This is a genomic window from Pseudidiomarina aestuarii, from assembly GCF_003987355.1.
Classification (GTDB): Bacteria; Pseudomonadota; Gammaproteobacteria; order Enterobacterales; family Alteromonadaceae; genus Pseudidiomarina; species Pseudidiomarina aestuarii.
This window is the reverse complement of the sequence record NZ_PIPR01000001.1, coordinates 1,447,222-1,463,938: the sequence shown is the minus strand read 5'-3', so window position 1 is coordinate 1,463,938 and position 16,717 is coordinate 1,447,222. Positions and strand designations below refer to the sequence as shown.

The window sequence follows — 16,717 nt, the reverse complement described above, 5'->3', positions numbered from 1 at the left end:
AATATTTGGCTTGTCTTAGCCAGTTCTTGCCACGTATGATTTCTAAACCACTTTCACGCTAGGTTTCGAGCGATGGCAGCAAATCCGCACAGATCCAACCAAGGCTTCACCATCATTGAATTGGTGATTGTGGTCGTTGTCATTGGTATTCTCGCGGTGACTGCGGGACCTGTTTTCTTCGGTCGTGAGGGATTCGACGAGAATTTCTTTCAAGCCCGCCTGCACAGCGTTTTGCGCTTACAGCAGCAACGCGCCATGCAAAATACCACGCAATGCTTCGGGGTGCGCATTGAAGCGGATCGCTTCGGTGCTGTTGATGATTGCGCCGCAGTAGCCATTCCTAACCCATTACCCAGTACTGGCAGCGGTATCTCTACTTCAGAGGCAGCATCGGCCAATGTAACTATTGCCAGCTCCGCCGTGATCGTTCCATACACGCTGGCGTTTAATGCGCTCGGTTGTCCGATTGAAGCCCCAGGCAAATGCGAAGATGCGGTAAATCACGAGTTCACTATTACTGGCGTTAGCAGCCTCAAAGTATGCGTCGGTCGCCAAGGCTATATTGATGTCGGGGCTTGCCCATGACGCAAAACAAAGGCTTCACGCTAGTTGAAATTGTGGTAGGACTCGTGGTTCTAGCCATCGCGCTGGTGGGCATCTCATCAACTTTATTTCAGCAATCAAGAAACTCGGTTGACCCTGTCTATCAGGTGCGAGCAACCGAATTAGGACAGTCTCTGCTGACCGAAATTTTAGCGCTCGACTTTGATCAAGCTAATTCCCAAGGGTCTAGTGCGGGTTCGTGTAATCCCGTTCCCCCACGGCAGTGCTCGACGACGCTCGGGGCAGAAGAGCCCAGTCGTGAAGATTGGAATGATGTCGATGATTTTGATGGTTATACCACTGCTGGTGAACTCCTCAGCGGTGCGACTATCAGTGACTTATACCGTAACTTTGAGGTATCAGTGACCGTTTGCTATGCCGCAACGATCACTGGCAACTGCGGCCCCGATGCCACTATCGAAGACTACAAGCGCATTCAAGTTGATGTAACAACGCCAACCGGACAAGTGATTACCTTTGCTGCGTATCGAGGTAACTTATGATGCGCACACAGAAGCAGCATGGCTTTACCCTGATAGAATTGATTATCGTGATTGTGCTGCTCGGGATTGTGGGTGTCGGTGGGTATCAATTTGTTGGCTTCGGCACGCAAATATATGTGGATGCAGTCGCCCGTGATGAGCAAGTCAGTAAGGGGCGCTTTCTGTTGGAGCGGCTTACTAAAGAACTCGAGAATGTGCTTCCCGCAAGCGTTCGAGTAAGTGCTGACTATCGCTGTATCGAATATATTCCGGTCACAGCAGGTAGTATCTACACACAACTGCCGTTTCAATCCAATCTATTGCAGGTGGTGACACCTTTTCAAGATGACTTTGAGGTGGGGCAACGCATTGCTATTTTTGCTCAAACTGAAACCCATGCCTATGCCGATGACCGTCGCGTCAAGGAAGTAACGGTGATCAATGACGATACGCCAGCTGCGGGCTATACTGAGTTTGAGTTGGATCCGACCACGCGTTTTCAGAGGGAAAGTCCTGCAAAGCGGGTTTATATTCTCGATGATCCTGTCAGTTGGTGCGTGACTACTACGAATCGTCTAGTGCGTTTTAGTGGTTATGGTGTTGAGGCGACTCAGCCGGATTTGTTGACGCTGCCAGGAACAGGTGTGGAAGATGTGATGGCAAATTTTGTGGTGAACAATGTCGCAGTCGCTGCAGAGCGGCCGTTTCAAGAGGTCGCCAATGACGTCCGGCGCAAAACCATCGAGCTCGTACTCATAATTGGCAGTGCGCGCAGCAGCGAGCGTCTGACGATGCATCATGGGGTGACCATTGTTAACCTACCCTAAACACCAGGCCGGCAGTGCACTCGTGGTTGCTATCTTCGTCATCGTCGTCATGGCTTTGATTGCTGCTGCGCTTTACAGTTTATTTGGTAGTGCCAGCAGTGCCACGGTAGCCAATGTGGGTGGTGCCCGCGCTAACTTTGCGGCGAAAAGTGCGACTCAAGAAGCGTTATTAAAGCTATTCCCTGTCGGCGGAGGCGTTGCCGATTGCAGCGTAACGACTATTCCAGCATTTGATTCTGAAGGTTTACGGAATTGCAGTGCTGAAGTCACTTGTGCGGAAATAATCGTGACTGAACTTAGTGCGACTCTCTATCGGCTTGAAGCAGAGGGCAGTTGCGAATTGGGCACAGAGACCTACACCCGCAGAATTTTAACGGAGGCCACCGATGCGAATGACTAAGTGGCTCGCACTTATTGCGCTTCTGCCCGCTATGGCTTGGGCTGACACTTACATCATTCCTGATGATGTGGGCACCGGTGGTGGACAAAACCCAGTCCGCAATTGCTCAGTGCCAGGCACGACGCAAACGATCAATTCAATTACCTATTTAGATGTCATATGTACCGGCAATATTTCACTGATTAACGGCAATAATAATTTCATTGAATTTTCGGAACCTGTGTATTGGACCATCACTGGTAATCTTGATTTGCGGGGAACTGATATCAACGTGGGTGGTAACGCTCTCGATGTGATTGTCGATGTTCAGGGCGATTTGTTGTCCGGAAATAACGGTAACCAAGTGAACGCTCAGATCAATGTCACGGGTTCAATTTTAGCAGAGAACAATACGAACTTTACGGGTAATTTGAACATCACGGGTAATGTCACCATTGGCAACGGCAGCAGCATTGAAGGGAACGTCAACGTTACCGGTAACTTAGAAACGGGTGAGAACGTCACCATCATCGGTAATATTCAAGCCGAAGATATTACATTAGGTCAAAATAATGATGTTACCGGTGACATTACCGGTGACGATATTATTATCTCTGGCGGCAATTCCACCGTTACGGGAACGGTTACCGGTACTGGTAACGTAGTCAACGAAGGAACCGTGGACGGTGATCTAATTGTTAACTGTGATGACTCCGAGGGTGAAACCGTAGTCAATAATGGGCAGATTACGGGAAACGTCAATTCTGGTTGTATCACTGATAACAATGGTGATGTAGACGGTTATGTGAACGCACCAGACGGGAGTGATTATGGCAATCCGGGTGGCGGTGCCTGTGACTTCGGCGTTAACGAGGAAGACCCATGCGCAGACCCGAGCGGCGATGTCGACCATTTTGAAATTGTGCATGATGGCGAGGGATTAACCTGCCTTGCAGAGACCATCACATTGCGGCCTTGTATCGATGCAGCGTGCTCAGCAAATGTTGCTGCAACGGGAACTTATACGCTCACTGCAACCGATGGCGTCAATACCTTCACAGCAACAGGCAGTTTTCCGAGTGGCGCGGCAACCGTTGAGTTAGCCGTCAGTGTGGCGGGACCTTATACCTTATCACTGCAAACCTCCGAGTCTTTTGTCACTCCCAATCAGTGTGACTTGGCTGGAGTTGATAATTGCGCGATCAATTTCGTAGATACAGGATTTTTGTTGAGCGCGCCGACAGCAGCCCAAGCCGGAGTCAGTTTTAATTTGACTGTTGAAGCTATTCGTACCGACAATAATACCGGTGCGTGCGTGGCTGCATTAGATGGCGCACAAGATATCGAATTAGCGATGACCTGTACCAATCCTTTGACTTGTCTGCAGAATGCGACCACCGGTGTGACAACGATTCCCACAGCACCCACGTTTGCAACAGTGAGCACGACCTTTACGGGGGGTATTGCGACTCTGCCTGTCGAGTATCCTGATGTAGGCGCTATCGATTTCACGGCTCGCAAAACAGTGGCTACTGCCGCTGAGCTTACGGGTAGTCTTGCAACGGATGTAATAGTGCGGCCATTCGCATTTGTGATTAGCACCGAGGCTGCAGCCGATGTGTCAGGATTTTCGGCTGATTACAGCCTTGCACCAAAATATAAAATGGCTGGTGAAACCTTCCCGATTGCGGTTACTGCAGTCAATGCGCAGGGTGCGACGACACCGAATTACGGTAATGAATCACCACAACAACGCCCGCAATTAGCTGGAACGCCAAACTACGTCGCCCCAACAGGAGCTGGTGGTGCAGTAACGCTAGATGACAACTTGGCCTTTGATGGCAGTAGTACTGGAACCTATTCCAGTGCAACGGCACGTTATAGTGATATTGGCGTGGTCGAGTTTGTAGCAACGCACACAGGTGGCGCTTATTTAGGCACCGCAGATGTCACTGGCACTAGCGTTCCTATGGGGCGATTCTATCCAGCCTATTTCACCGCAAGTGAAGTGGTTCAGCCGACCTTTTTACCTGCTCAAGATGATTTTACCTACGTGGGACAGCCACTTGAACTCAGTGGTAATTTTCCGCAACTTATTCTGGCACCCAAGAGTGTTCAAGGTGCTCCAGTAACCAATTATCGCGACGACTTCTTTAAATACTCTCCAGACTGGTCGGCGCGCAGTTACACGCATTCCACCAGCTGTGATGCGCAAGGTCCGTTTGCGTTAGCTGGTTTCGGGGCTTCGAGTGCAACAATCAATAGCGGTACCGATACCGATGTGAATGGCGAGTTTACTGTGTCACTCACTACCGAGGCTGGTTTGGCTTACGTGCAAGACCCAGCTACGTACATCGCGCCATTCCAAGCCTGTGCTGAACTGACGCTACCGGCGGCGACGTTGACCGATAGCGATGACGTCTGCGTTAAAACTAACGCAGCGGGGACTTGTCTCAGTTATGTATTCACGCCACTGCAGGGTACCGAACTGTTGGACGGGCGGCTGCGCCTGCTACCCAGCTACGGTCCAGCGAATGATACCTTAGAACTGGATTTCACCATTGAGTATTTTGACGGTGCGGGCTTTGTGAATAACATTCGGGATGACAGTACCTTGTATAGTGATGTTTGGATGCAACCGGAAGCGACGCGCTTTCAGAACTTCGTCTCAGATGAGAGTTTAACCGCTGCAGATCTCGAAGCGCAGGCTCTAGTCGCAACGGCGATGAATGATGGCACTGCCACAACCGCAGAGCCATTATTGTTAGGGCAAACCGCTGTTGAAGGATTGTCTGGAACCTTTGACTGGATTTTGAATCTGAATGACATTGGCTTGCCATGGTTACAGTTTAATTGGGACGACGATTGCAGCCCTGCACTCAGTCCTGAACTCAACCCGTGTGCACCCATTGAGTTTGGCGTTTTCCGCGGCAACGATCGAATTATCTATCAACGTGAATTGGGTTGGTAATGAATCGGTAAAACCGTGGTAATATAGCCCCCTCGCTGCTTGCCGTACGAAGCCCACATTGCTAAAGTGTGGTGATCAACCACTGTGCGCTGCAAAGCAACACCAGAATCACGCATAAAAATTATTAAGTAGGGATTGGCCAGTCCATGTTTAAGAAACTTCGGGGTATCTTCTCCAACGATCTGTCGATCGATTTAGGAACAGCAAACACACTCATCTATGTCAAAGACGAGGGTATTGTGTTGAACGAGCCATCGGTCGTTGCGATTCGTCAAGAGCGTTCAGGCGGCCCGAAAAGTGTCGCTGCAGTCGGCCATGCGGCCAAACAAATGCTCGGTCGTACGCCGGGGAACATCAAAGCGATCCGCCCGATGAAAGACGGCGTGATTGCAGATTTTTATGTCACCGAAAAGATGCTCCAGCACTTCATTAAGCAAGTGCATGACAGCCATTACTTTCGCCCAAGCCCCCGTGTGCTAGTGTGCGTTCCTTGTGGCTCGACTCAAGTAGAACGTCGCGCCATTCGTGAATCAGCACTCGGTGCTGGTGCTCGTGAAGTTCACCTGATTGATGAGCCTATGGCAGCAGCTATCGGCGCCGGTTTACCAGTATCCGAAGCAACTGGCTCCATGGTTGTCGATATTGGTGGTGGTACCACAGAAGTCGCGATTATTTCATTGAATGGTGTCGTTTATTCCTCATCTGTGCGCATTGGTGGCGATAAGTTTGACGAAGCTATCGTCAATTACATACGTCGCAACTTCGGTTCACTGATTGGTGAAGCGACCGCAGAACGTATCAAGCATGAGATTGGATCGGCATTCCCGGGCGATGAAGTTCGCGAAATTGAAGTGCGCGGGCGTAACCTTGCAGAAGGCGTGCCACGGTCATTTACGCTGAACAGCAACGAAATCTTAGAAGCTCTGCAAGAGCCACTGCAAGGTATCGTGAGCGCCGTAATGGTAGCTCTCGAGCAGTCACCACCTGAATTAGCCTCAGATATTTCTGAGCGCGGTATGGTGCTGACTGGCGGTGGTGCATTATTGCGTGACCTTGACCGTCTACTCATGGAAGAGACCGGCATTCCAGTCATTATCGCGGATGACCCGTTGACCTGCGTAGCACGAGGTGGCGGCAAAGCGTTGGAAATGATCGACATGCACGGCGGTGACCTCTTTAGTTACGAGTAGGCGGTTGCATGCAATCGCTGTTTGAACGAGGTCCCACGCTCCGTACTCGCTTGCTGCTCACGCTGGCGTTTGCTGCGTTAATGATTTTTCTCGACCACCGGCTCAATACCATGCAGCCGGTGCGTTCGTTTTTAAGTACCCTCGTTGCTCCTGTGCAATATCTCGCAGTACTACCCGAACAAGTTTTAGACCGATTGGTTTACCTGGCCCAAACCCGCTCGGCGTTGCGTGAAGAAAATGAAGCGTTGTCGCGTGAGTTGCAAGAACTACAAATGGCCGTACAACGGCTCAATTTCCTCGAAAATGAAAATGCGCGTTTGCGCCAGTTACTTGGCTCTGACGTACGTCAAACCTCACGACGTATGGTTGCTGAAGTCGTTGCAGTAGCGACCGACCCATTTTCTCATCAAGTGGTGGTGAATAAAGGGTTTGCCAACGGTGTGTACGAGGGCCAACCAGTGCTTGATGACCAAGGAATTGTTGGCCAAGTACTGAGCGTTGGCCGCAATACTGCACGAATCTTGCTCTTGGCCGATCAAAGTCACGCTATTTCGTTGCGTGCTGAACGCAATGATATTCGAGTGCTGGCGCAAGGTTTTGGTGATTTACAACGCGTCGAATTGAAATTTATACCGCATAGCACCGAACTTGAAGAAGGCGATGTGTTGCTCACCTCAGGTCTGGGTGGTGTATTCCCCGAGGGCTACCCAGTGGCACGAATCGTGTCGATCGACCGTGACGAGCGACTGCAGTACGCCAAAGTGTTAGCCGAGCCTTTCTCTCAACTCGATCGTATCCGTTCCGTATTATTGCTATGGCCTGCTGATGCGACCGAATCACCAGTTTATGATGAGGCTGTTGATACCGAACTCGACACCGAGCTTGAGCCAACAACGGAGGCAGCTAACGATGTGGATTAAGTCTGGCTTACCTCCCTTGTTGTTGAGCTATGTAGTTGCAATGGTGTTGATGGTGATGCCGCTGCCTTCTATGTTGGAAGCGTGGCGTCCTGATTGGCTCAGTCTACTCATTATTTATTGGTTGCTTGCCATACCGCACCGAGTCGGTGTGGGCACCGTATTGATCCTAGGTTTGCTCGCCGATATCTTAATGGGCTCGGTATTCGGTATTTACGCTACTGCGCTCCTGATCATGGCTTATCCCGCCATTCGTCACTTTCAACGGATCCGCAATTACTCCCTAACGCAACAAGCCATTATTGTCGGTATGTTGATACTCGTGAAGCGAGCCATTGTCTACGAACTCGAACATGTTCTGAATGATGCGGTGTTTCAGTTACCCTACCTGTATCCGGTGCTGTCGTCAGCGATTATATGGCCATGGATTTATCTCATCCTGCGTCAGTATCGTCGTCGTTACGCCATTCGCTAGGAAGCCGTTATGGAACTGATCCTTGCGTCTGCATCGCCTCGCCGCCGTGAACTACTGCAACTGCTTGACCGACCGTTTCAGGTTTTGGTCACTCATATACCTGAAGAGCGAGAGTTCGGCGAATCGCCCACTGCTTATGTGCAGCGCTTAGCTGAAACCAAGGCGGCAGCAGGTTTCGCGCTGTGGCAGCAGCAACACCCTCAGCAGGCGGCCATGGTGATCGGCTCCGATACCATAGTGACCGTCGACGAAACCGTGCTCGAAAAACCTCAAGATGAAGCCGATTATCGCCGCATGATGGCGCTACTCTCCGACCGCAAGCACGCTGTTTTGACTGCTGTTGCCGTGACCGATGGCACGCATCAAGAGGTCGCAGTAGTGAGTGCGTCTGTCACCTTCAAAGCATTATCCGAAGCTGAAATAACGAATTACTGGCTCAGCGGCGAACCACATGACAAAGCAGGTGGTTATGGTATTCAAGGGCGCGCTGCCAAGTTCGTGACTCACCTCGAGGGAAGTTACCTGGCTGTGGTAGGATTACCCCTATATGAAACCGAACAATTATTGCAGGCGGTTGAGCGCGCACATGCGGCTGCGAGCTCAACCTCCATCAGTAAAGGATCTTAGCCTGTGAGCGCAGAAATTTTAATGAACGTGACGCCAACCGAGACGCGCGTTGCGTTAATCGAAAATGGCATCTTGCAAGAATTGCATATTGAGCGCCAAGCGAAGCGTGGTTTGGTCGGCAATATCTACGTCGGCAAAGTGTCACGGGTACTGCCTGGGATGCAAGCAGCCTTTGTTGATATTGGGCTTGATAAAGCAGCATTCTTGCATGCCTCAGATATAGTGACCCACATCGAGCAGGTTGAGGAAATTGATGCTAAGCCGATGCGTAGCACCGCTGATATCGCTCAATTGGTGCGGCCGGGGCAGCAAATTCTCGTGCAAGTTATCAAAGATCCTCTGGGTACAAAGGGCGCACGTCTGACGACCGACATCACTATCCCGTCACGGTACATGGTGTTGATGCCGCAATCGCCTCATGTGGGTATTTCACAGCGTATTGAGGATGAAAAAGAACGCGATCGGCTCAAGCGAGCGGCAGAGCCCTATTGCGATAGCGAGGGTGGCTTTATAGTCCGTACCGCCGCCGAGGGCGCCAGTGACGAAGATATAAGCCGTGATGCAGCGTTTTTGCGGCGGCTTTGGGATACCATTCAAAAGCGTCGTAAAGCCATGCGCAAAATTGGCTTGGTGTATGAAGACTTGAATTTATCGTGTCGTATTTTGCGTGATTTTGTCGGCGAACAGATCGAGCGGATCCGAGTCGACTCGCGCGTCACCTTTGACCTACTGAATGAATTTGTGACCGAGTTTATTCCTGAGCTTACCGAAGCGCTGGAGTACTACACCGGTGATCGGCCAATCTTTGATTTATTCGACGTCGAAAATGAAGTACAGCGAGCCTTAGATCGTAAAGTAGAGCTCAAATCGGGTGGCTCCATTATTATTGACCAAACCGAAGCAATGACCACGATTGATATCAATACCGGCGGTTTTGTAGGTCATCGGAATCTCGAAGAAACCATTTTCAACACCAATATTGAAGCGACCCAGGCGATTGCACGACAACTACGACTGCGAAATTTGGGTGGTATCATCATCATCGACTTTATTGATATGCAGAACAACGACCATCGTAAGCGAGTTCTGCACAGCTTAGAGCAAGCACTAGCAAAAGACCGTGCTAAAACCTCGATCAATGGTTTTACCTCGCTCGGTTTGGTCGAAATGACACGTAAGCGCACCCGCGAAAGTCTTGAGCATGTGTTGTGCTCTGAATGCCCAGTATGCAGTGGGCGTGGAAGCATGAAGACTGTGGAGACGGTGTGCTACGAAATTATGCGCGAAATTGTCCGTGTGAATCGAGCGTATGCGGCCGATCATTTTGTGGTTTATGCCTCACCCAAAGTTGCCGATAGTCTCCTCAATGAGGAGTCTCATGCGCTGGCGGAACTTGAGGTCTTTATTGGCAAGCAAGTGCGTATTTCCATTGAACCGCTCTATCACCAAGAGCAATTTGACGTGGTCATGATGTAACTATGTGGCGGCTATCAGCACGTTGGGCTTACCGAACACTTCTATACAGTGTCGCTACTGCGCTGGTGTTGTTTGCTGTGCTACTGACCATTTTGCGCTACTTGTTACCGCAACTCCCGGATTTAACCACTCAAGCTGAAGCCTTCATGCAGCAACGCTATGATGTGCAAGCAACTATCGGCCGTTTAAGTGCCGATTGGCGTACCAGTGGCCCACAAATCGTATTGCACGATTTAACTATGCAACCGTCGTCGCAACAGGCAACCAAAGTGCGACTACCCGAAGCTCGCGTCCATTTGAATTTTTGGGATAGTTTGCGCACGTGGACGTTGCAGTTTGAGCAAATCACTTTAGCCGACGCGAAATTCACCTACGACTTGCGTGACGTTGCTGCGACAGAGGGGTTACCGACCAATGAGCTGATTCCGCGGTTATTGCTGAATCAATTGGACTTGGTCGTGATTGAAGATAGCACTGTCGAGCTGATTAACTTAGTGGGTGTCGAGCGCGTCATCGAGATCGCGCGATTGAGTTGGATGAATGACGGCGTCAATCATCAGGGTACTGGACAATTACGGATTGCCGACTTCACTGAAAACACCCTCGATATTATCATTGATATTGAAGGAAACGACTTGGAAGCCCTTGCGGGGCAAGTGTATGTCAACGCTGAGAACCTAGACATTACTCCATGGTTGCAACAACAAGTCATTGATACAGAGATTGAAACCGCAGAATTTAACTTTACGTTGTGGCTCAACTTTGCCGATTCGACGTTCAATGATGGCAGTCTTCAACTTGGCCGCAACGTGTTGCGTTGGCGGGTGGATGATCGTGACCATCGATTGGTTATTCCTGCTGGCCTACTCAAGCTCAATCCTATCGCTAACGGTTGGTTGGTGAATAGCAATCCAATTACCGTACAGCATGATGATTCCAGTTGGCAGCTACCGTCATTCAGTTGGCAGCGTGATGCGGCAGGGCAGGCAATGAGTATTGAAGCTGCGCCATTAGCTGAACTAGCTCAGTTATTGACCATAACCGGCAGTGCTGGCGCTCAGTTAAGTGATGACTTAGCGGCTCGTCAACTGACTGGACAAGCTGATGTGGTTGCACACTTTCCCATCAACGAATCACCACTGTGGTGGTTAAACAGTGACGATCTCAGTTGGCAAGAAGCAGCGGGCATTCCGGGCCTCACCGGTGTGAATGTGGAATTATGGGGACAGGGCTTTGGCGCTGGCTCAAGTGTGCAGTGGCATTTATTCGGCACCGACAGTGCCATTCGAAGCGAAGCATTGAGTGTCTCAGAGGCATGGGTGTTACCGCACATTGATACGCGTGGGGACCTCAGTTTCAATACTACGCAGCAAACGCCCTGGTGGCGGCTCCAGATCGACCCGTCGAGTCGTATCGAGCTACCCGGTTTACCGTTGCGACTGCAGGGAGCCATTGAGCCTCAAGACGATTCCGTTTATGTGGACTTAGCGTTACATAGCACCAATCAAGCGTCGATGGATGTGTCGGCACTGCGTGACCATCTCCCGATAGTGATGGGCGGTAATCTGCAAGACTATCTCTCAACTGCAATGGTAGAAGCGCAGGTCGATGACCTAGCTATGGTTTGGCGCGGTAAACTGAACGACTTTCCCTATGTTGATGGGAGTGGGGTTTTCCAAGCGCGCACACGCCTCGAACAATTGACCTATCAATTCCGCAGTGAATGGCTGCCGCTGACCGAAAGTAGAACTATTGTGGATTTTCACAATGAGCGGATGCATATCGCGGCCACGGGCAGCCGACTTGGAAATATGCAGTTGCCCATTGTGCATACCCGTATACCCAATCTTATTGCTGAAGTTCCAGAGTTGGTGATTGATGCTGACATCAGCGGTGCAGCCCAGGAACTGCAACCCGTGTTTGCTGAGAGCCCGTTAGCGAACAGTCTGGGCACCACTTTTACCCAACTGAAATTAGCTGGACCATTGAATGGCGAGCTGAAGCTTACCATTCCTCTCAAAGGCGGTGGCGAGGTGCTGGCCGAAGGCTATGCCAATTTGGCGGACAACGATTTGTTTGTCGAACCGCTGCAACAACAATTCCGTGACTTAAATGGAGTAGTTCGATTTCGCAACGCAGAGATTGAAAGTGAAGACTTACTTTTTAGTTGGCTTGGACAGATTGTTGAAGGTGATCTCAGCGGCACGCCAGAGGGTGAGGATTACCGAGTGAACTTCGGGTTAACCGGTGCATGGCAGAATTTTGATAGTGAACTTGTCGCTGGTGTATTTGATTGGACTGGGCGTCTGCAACTGGTGTTAGAGCCGGAGGCGTATTCATTTAACTGGCAACAACGTTCTGATTTAGCAGCACTCGAACTCCGGTTGCCGACGCCACTCCGAAAATCAATTGATGTGCCGGTCCCCTGGCAACTGCAGGTATCCGGTGGTAACGACTCCATTTTGATTAACAGCCAGTATGGTGATGAAGCTTTGTTGGAGCTGCAGCTCGATGGCGCAGCGACTGAATTGCAACAAGGCTTTTTACGCATTGGTGAGGGCGTGCCGAGTGAGCCAAACCCCAATACCTTGCGCTTGAATCCGAACTTTATGGTCGAACTGGGTCATGATGAGATCGTGTTGGAAGATTGGATTGATACCGTGGTGGCTTTTGCCGAATTAGGTGAGCAAGCACCCGTTGAAGGACGGGAGCGCTATCGCTTTCTTCGCCCTGACTACATTGAAGTAGTGACTCCAGCATTTCAGTTCGGTGACCATAGGCTGAGTAATTTTGACGGGATCTTGTGGCCCGTCGATGAGGGCTGGCTATTTCGTGCCAATGCCGACCAAGCGCAACTGGAAGGCAGTTTAGTGGCGAGTGCTGAGACTCCGTTAGCGGTTACAATTAATGCGGATTATCTCGAGTTGGAGCCACCTGTAGAAGCTATTGCCGAGGCAGTGGATGAAGAGGTGGAGTCGATAGCGGAGGTTGATTTAAGCAAGGTGCCACAGCTCGATTTTAGTTGCCAACGATGTCGTTATGGCGACTATCCGTTGGGTGAGGTTGCTTTTTCAGTAGTGCCTGATCCTGCTGGTTTACGGGTTAGCAAATTACGGGTTGCGAATAATGGTCACGTGCTAACGGCAACCGGCTTGTGGCAACAAGGTGAAAACGTTGACACACTGACACGGATGGAAGGTAATTTTAGCAGTGACGACTTGGGTGCGTTTTTAAGCGATTACAATATCACGACCATGGTCCAAGACAGTCCAGCGAGCATGGACTTTGATTTAAGCTGGCAGGGCACACCAGATGCCTACAATCCGGAAACATTGAACGGTCAAGTCGACTGGCGATTGGGCCAAGGCTACCTGAACGAAGTCAGCGATGGTGGTGCAAGAATTTTCTCGCTATTGAGCCTGGAAGGTATTCTGCGCAAACTGCGTTTTGACTTCCGCGATGTGTTCGCCAATGGACTTTTCTACACATCGTTTGGCGGTACCTTCGCGATTGAAAACGGGTTGGTGCGAACCGACAATACAGTGATGAATGGCTCAGCTGGTGATATGGATGTGGCAGGGCAAACCAATTTAGTGACGCGCGATATTGATTATCAACTCTTCTTTGCCCCAAAAGTAACATCGAGTCTGCCTGTTATTCTGGCGTGGATGGTGAACCCACCTTCTGGACTCGCGGCGCTATTGATTGACCGCATGTTGCAGAATGCCCAAGTGATCAGCCGGCTCGAGTACAAAATTAGTGGAACTATGGATGAGCCTGTTGTCGAAGAGGTTGCTCGCTCCAGTCGTGAAGTAACCATTCCACAAGATGAAGAGCCAGCTGCAGAACCCCAAGCTACGGAGGTGAAGGATGACAACAGCAACACCGACAACAACCCCTCAGCAAGCCCTGCAAGTGACGGCAGTGCAAATGACCAGTCAGGCGGAACCGGCGGCTAATTTTGCGACCATTCGTCAATTATTTAAGCAACTTCCAGCGGCACGTCCGCAATTAGTGGTGCTCCCCGAAGCGTGCCTCTGCTTTGGCGCGGGCGACAAACGGCAACGCGAACTTGCCGAGCTGACCGGCGAGGGATCCATGCAAGCCCAGTTGGCGGAGCTAGCCCGTGACTTTGGCGTGTATTTGGTGGCAGGGACCATTCCATTGATTGACGACATGGAGCAAGCCAAATTCACTGCCGCATCGTTAGTTTTCGATCCGCAAGGCACCTGCATTGCACGTTATAACAAAGTGCATTTATTTGATGTAGATGTGGACGATAACACCAAGAGCTATCGCGAGTCGGCGTGGACCGAAGCCGGTGATGAGGTTGTGACCGTTAGTACGGAGTTTGGCGTATTGGGACTGGCAGTATGTTATGATGTGCGCTTTCCAGAGCTATTCAGAGCACTTCGCGAACGAGGCGCTGATCTAATCGTACTTCCGTCTGCGTTTACCCAAGTAACGGGTGCCGCGCATTGGCATGTCCTGACTCGAGCTCGAGCTATTGAGCAGCAATGTGCACTCGTTGCCGCAGCGCAAGTCGGCACCCATGCGAATGGCCGGCAGACATTCGGTCATGCCTTAATCGTGGATGCTTGGGGCAGTATTGTCGCCGAATGTGAGCAGCCTTCAGAGGGCTTGGCGACCGCGTCGATTGAGCTCCACAAACAACAGCAGATTCGGGCAAATATTCCCGTATCGAAACATTATTCAAGTCGTAAACAGGTGTATAAATGACCCTTTCCAGCCGTGTTGAACAACAACTTTTGCAAGCGAATGGTTTAGACCGCACCGCGCTCGTTGACGCGCTCCAGAGTATGTATAGCGGCACTATCGATTTCGCAGATATCTACTTGCAAAGTAGCGTCAATGAGTCCTGGGTACTCGAAGATGGCATTGTCAAAGATGGCAGTTTTCATATCGAAGCGGGTTTAGGCGTGCGCGCCATTCATGGTGAGAAAACCGGGTTTGCCTATGCCGATGATATTTCACCAGCGGCGTTACAGAACGCCGCTGCTGCAGCACGGGGCATTGCTGCTGCCGGAGCACATGGCACCTTACCGCAACTGCAATCGGTTAAAACACCAGAGCGTTATGCAGCAACCAATCCCATTTCGACGCTGAACGAAGCCGCAAAAATTGATCTGTTACGAGAAGTAGATGCCTACGCACGCAGTCTCGACAAGCGAGTTGTGGAAGTCATTGCGAGTATTAGCGGTAGTTACGATGAAGTATTGGTAGCGGGCACCGATGGTATTTTTGCCACCGACTCGCGACCCTTAGTTCGTCTCAATTGCACCGTATTGGTTGAACAAAACGGCAAGCGCGAGCGCGGCAGTGCTGGCGGTGGTGCACGGGTTGGTTATGACTATTTTTTGGCTGCCGAGGGAAGCCTGCAACCACGCTGGCAGGACTACGCAAAAGAAGCCGTTCGGCAGGCATTAGTGAATCTCGAAGCGCAAGCAGCACCAGCAGGTACCATGCCAGTTGTGCTCGGCTCTGGTTGGCCAGGCGTCCTCTTACATGAGGCAGTCGGACACGGTTTGGAAGGTGACTTCAACCGCAAAGGCGCATCCGCCTACTCGGGTAAAATGGGTGAATTGGTGGCCTCCGAGCACTGTACTATTGTCGACGATGGCACTATTGCCGATCGTCGCGGCTCGTTATCGGTGGATGATGAAGGCACGCAGGCGGGCTATAACGTATTAATCGAGAAAGGCCGTTTAGTAGGCTACATGCAGGACAAACTGAACGCGCGCTTGATGGGCGTTGCGCCGACCGGTAATGGTCGTCGAGAGTCGTACGCACACCTACCGATGCCGCGCATGACCAATACTTACATGCTCGCCGGTGAACATGAGCCGAGTGATATTATTGCAAGCGTGAAGAAAGGTATTTATGCACCGCATTTTGCCGGTGGTCAGGTGGATATCACGTCGGGCAAGTTTGTGTTCTCTGCGTCAGAAGCGTATTTAATTGAAGACGGCAAAATTACCGCACCAATTAAAGGCGCAACCTTGATTGGTAATGGCCCAGAAGCCATGTGTCAGGTATCTATGGTCGGCAATGACTTAGCATTAGATGCTGGTGTCGGTGTGTGTGGCAAAGATGGGCAAAGCGTTCCCGTAGGCGTCGGTCAACCGACCTTGAAACTCGACGCCTTAACGGTGGGTGGTACGGCTTAGTCGTGAGCGGCGACTTCGCGTAAATATTTAAACAGTTCGCGAGCGGCGGCAGGCGGTTTACCGGTTTGTTGCTGCTTCACAATTTGTCGGTGCAATTGGCGTAACTTTTGTCGGTCCGCATGCGGATGCGCATCGATAAATTCTTGAATAGCCTCGTCGCCGTTAGCAACGATGGCATCGCGAAATTGCTCTAACTGATGAAAGAGAGCGGTTTGTTGTGAATGCGCTTGCTCTAATTCAGAAACAGCTGCTTCAATCGGCGCTGTGTCACGGACGCGCATCATTTTGCCGACCAGTTGGCGCTGGCGCCGAAAGCCTTCGCGTTTGTTGCGAATACGCTGGGCTAAAAGGATGGCGTCGAGTAGCTCTTCGTCGAGTGGTATTTTCGCTAGTTTGCCCGCGGGCATGGCAATCAGCTGTTCGCCGAGTGCTTGTTGTGCTTCGGCATCACGTTTTAGTTGCGACTTACTCTGTAGGTCGTCGTCAAATTCATTGAAATCGTCGGTCATGAGACTCTTTGTGAGGTTCGTTCATTTGCCATCATTGTAGCAGTGAATGCCAAACTGAACACCGCGTTATGAA

Annotated in this window: 14 protein-coding genes; 13 read left to right on the top strand and 1 reads right to left on the bottom strand. The window is 50.8% G+C overall.

The window, feature by feature from the left end; translation table 11 throughout:
• The first annotated feature begins 72 nt into the window (after window positions 1-72).
• The 13 genes from CWE22_RS12155 (at window position 73) to tldD (ending at window position 16,135) form a co-directional block, all read left to right on the top strand.
• The gene (locus CWE22_RS12155; protein ID WP_169930558.1) at window positions 73-585 is read left to right on the top strand and encodes a prepilin-type N-terminal cleavage/methylation domain-containing protein; all 513 of its coding nucleotides are present in this window, start codon (window positions 73-75) and stop codon (window positions 583-585) included.
• Window positions 582-1,106, top strand: a complete 525-nt coding sequence (locus CWE22_RS06655; RefSeq protein WP_169930557.1) for a type II secretion system protein — start codon at window positions 582-584, stop codon at window positions 1,104-1,106. Before CWE22_RS12155 ends, CWE22_RS06655 begins: the two co-directional genes overlap by 4 nt.
• Entirely contained in the window at window positions 1,103-1,912 is an 810-nt protein-coding gene (locus CWE22_RS06650) for a PilW family protein (RefSeq protein WP_169930556.1), read from the top strand. The genes CWE22_RS06655 and CWE22_RS06650 overlap by 4 nt, the downstream gene beginning before the upstream one ends.
• Entirely contained in the window at window positions 1,896-2,312 is a 417-nt protein-coding gene (locus CWE22_RS06645; RefSeq protein WP_169930555.1) for a hypothetical protein, read from the top strand. The genes CWE22_RS06650 and CWE22_RS06645 overlap by 17 nt, the downstream gene beginning before the upstream one ends.
• Entirely contained in the window at window positions 2,299-5,262 is a 2,964-nt protein-coding gene (locus CWE22_RS06640) for a DUF6701 domain-containing protein (RefSeq protein WP_169930554.1), read from the top strand. Before CWE22_RS06645 ends, CWE22_RS06640 begins: the two co-directional genes overlap by 14 nt.
• A 146-nt stretch (window positions 5,263-5,408) precedes the next feature.
• Window positions 5,409-6,452 (top strand): rod shape-determining protein, encoded by a 1,044-nt coding sequence (locus CWE22_RS06635; protein ID WP_169930553.1) that lies wholly within the window; start codon window positions 5,409-5,411, stop codon window positions 6,450-6,452.
• Window positions 6,453-6,460: 8 nt separating this feature from the next.
• Window positions 6,461-7,372: a rod shape-determining protein MreC gene (mreC, locus tag CWE22_RS06630; RefSeq protein WP_169930552.1), complete on the top strand. Its 912-nt coding sequence runs from the start codon at window positions 6,461-6,463 to the stop codon at window positions 7,370-7,372.
• Window positions 7,362-7,844 carry a rod shape-determining protein MreD gene (mreD, locus tag CWE22_RS06625; protein WP_169930551.1) on the top strand — a complete coding sequence of 161 codons (483 nt, stop codon included), beginning with the start codon at window positions 7,362-7,364 and terminating at the stop codon, window positions 7,842-7,844. Before mreC ends, mreD begins: the two co-directional genes overlap by 11 nt.
• 9 nt (window positions 7,845-7,853) lie before the next feature.
• Window positions 7,854-8,471, top strand: a complete 618-nt coding sequence (locus CWE22_RS06620; protein WP_169930550.1) for a Maf family protein — start codon at window positions 7,854-7,856, stop codon at window positions 8,469-8,471.
• A 3-nt stretch (window positions 8,472-8,474) separates the two neighbouring features.
• On the top strand, window positions 8,475-9,947 hold the full coding sequence (rng, locus tag CWE22_RS06615) for a ribonuclease G (protein ID WP_169930549.1): 1,473 nt from the start codon (window positions 8,475-8,477) through the stop codon (window positions 9,945-9,947).
• Window positions 9,948-9,949: 2 nt separating this feature from the next.
• A complete protein-coding gene (locus tag CWE22_RS06610) occupies window positions 9,950-13,906 on the top strand; it encodes a YhdP family protein (protein ID WP_169930548.1) in 3,957 nt (1,318 codons plus the stop codon).
• Complete coding sequence (locus CWE22_RS06605) at window positions 13,818-14,687, top strand: carbon-nitrogen hydrolase family protein (protein ID WP_244595971.1); 870 nt, start codon at window positions 13,818-13,820, stop codon at window positions 14,685-14,687. Before CWE22_RS06610 ends, CWE22_RS06605 begins: the two co-directional genes overlap by 89 nt.
• Window positions 14,684-16,135: a metalloprotease TldD gene (gene tldD, locus CWE22_RS06600; protein WP_169930547.1), complete on the top strand. Its 1,452-nt coding sequence runs from the start codon at window positions 14,684-14,686 to the stop codon at window positions 16,133-16,135. The genes CWE22_RS06605 and tldD overlap by 4 nt, the downstream gene beginning before the upstream one ends.
• On the opposite strand, the gene yjgA is transcribed toward tldD, so the two are convergent.
• A complete protein-coding gene (yjgA, locus tag CWE22_RS06595; protein ID WP_169930546.1) occupies window positions 16,132-16,644 on the bottom strand; it encodes a ribosome biogenesis factor YjgA in 513 nt (170 codons plus the stop codon). The genes tldD and yjgA overlap by 4 nt on opposite strands.
• Between the last annotated feature and the right edge of the window lie 73 nt (window positions 16,645-16,717).

Bases quoted from the DNA above. Each gene is read 5' to 3' on its own strand.
- CWE22_RS06655 (WP_169930557.1), top strand. From the start codon at position 582: ATGACGCAAAACAAAGGCTTCACGCTAGTTGAAATTGTGGTAGGACTC.
- CWE22_RS06635 (WP_169930553.1), top strand. From the start codon at position 5,409: ATGTTTAAGAAACTTCGGGGTATCTTCTCCAACGATCTGTCGATCGAT.
- CWE22_RS06605 (WP_244595971.1), top strand. From the start codon at position 13,818: ATGACAACAGCAACACCGACAACAACCCCTCAGCAAGCCCTGCAAGTG.
- mreC (WP_169930552.1), top strand. From the start codon at position 6,461: ATGCAATCGCTGTTTGAACGAGGTCCCACGCTCCGTACTCGCTTGCTG.
- CWE22_RS06650 (WP_169930556.1), top strand. From the start codon at position 1,103: ATGATGCGCACACAGAAGCAGCATGGCTTTACCCTGATAGAATTGATT.
- CWE22_RS06610 (WP_169930548.1), top strand. From the start codon at position 9,950: ATGTGGCGGCTATCAGCACGTTGGGCTTACCGAACACTTCTATACAGT.
- mreD (WP_169930551.1), top strand. From the start codon at position 7,362: ATGTGGATTAAGTCTGGCTTACCTCCCTTGTTGTTGAGCTATGTAGTT.
- yjgA (WP_169930546.1), bottom strand. From the start codon at position 16,644: ATGACCGACGATTTCAATGAATTTGACGACGACCTACAGAGTAAGTCG.
- tldD (WP_169930547.1), top strand. From the start codon at position 14,684: ATGACCCTTTCCAGCCGTGTTGAACAACAACTTTTGCAAGCGAATGGT.
- CWE22_RS06620 (WP_169930550.1), top strand. From the start codon at position 7,854: ATGGAACTGATCCTTGCGTCTGCATCGCCTCGCCGCCGTGAACTACTG.
- CWE22_RS12155 (WP_169930558.1), top strand. From the start codon at position 73: ATGGCAGCAAATCCGCACAGATCCAACCAAGGCTTCACCATCATTGAA.
- CWE22_RS06640 (WP_169930554.1), top strand. From the start codon at position 2,299: ATGCGAATGACTAAGTGGCTCGCACTTATTGCGCTTCTGCCCGCTATG.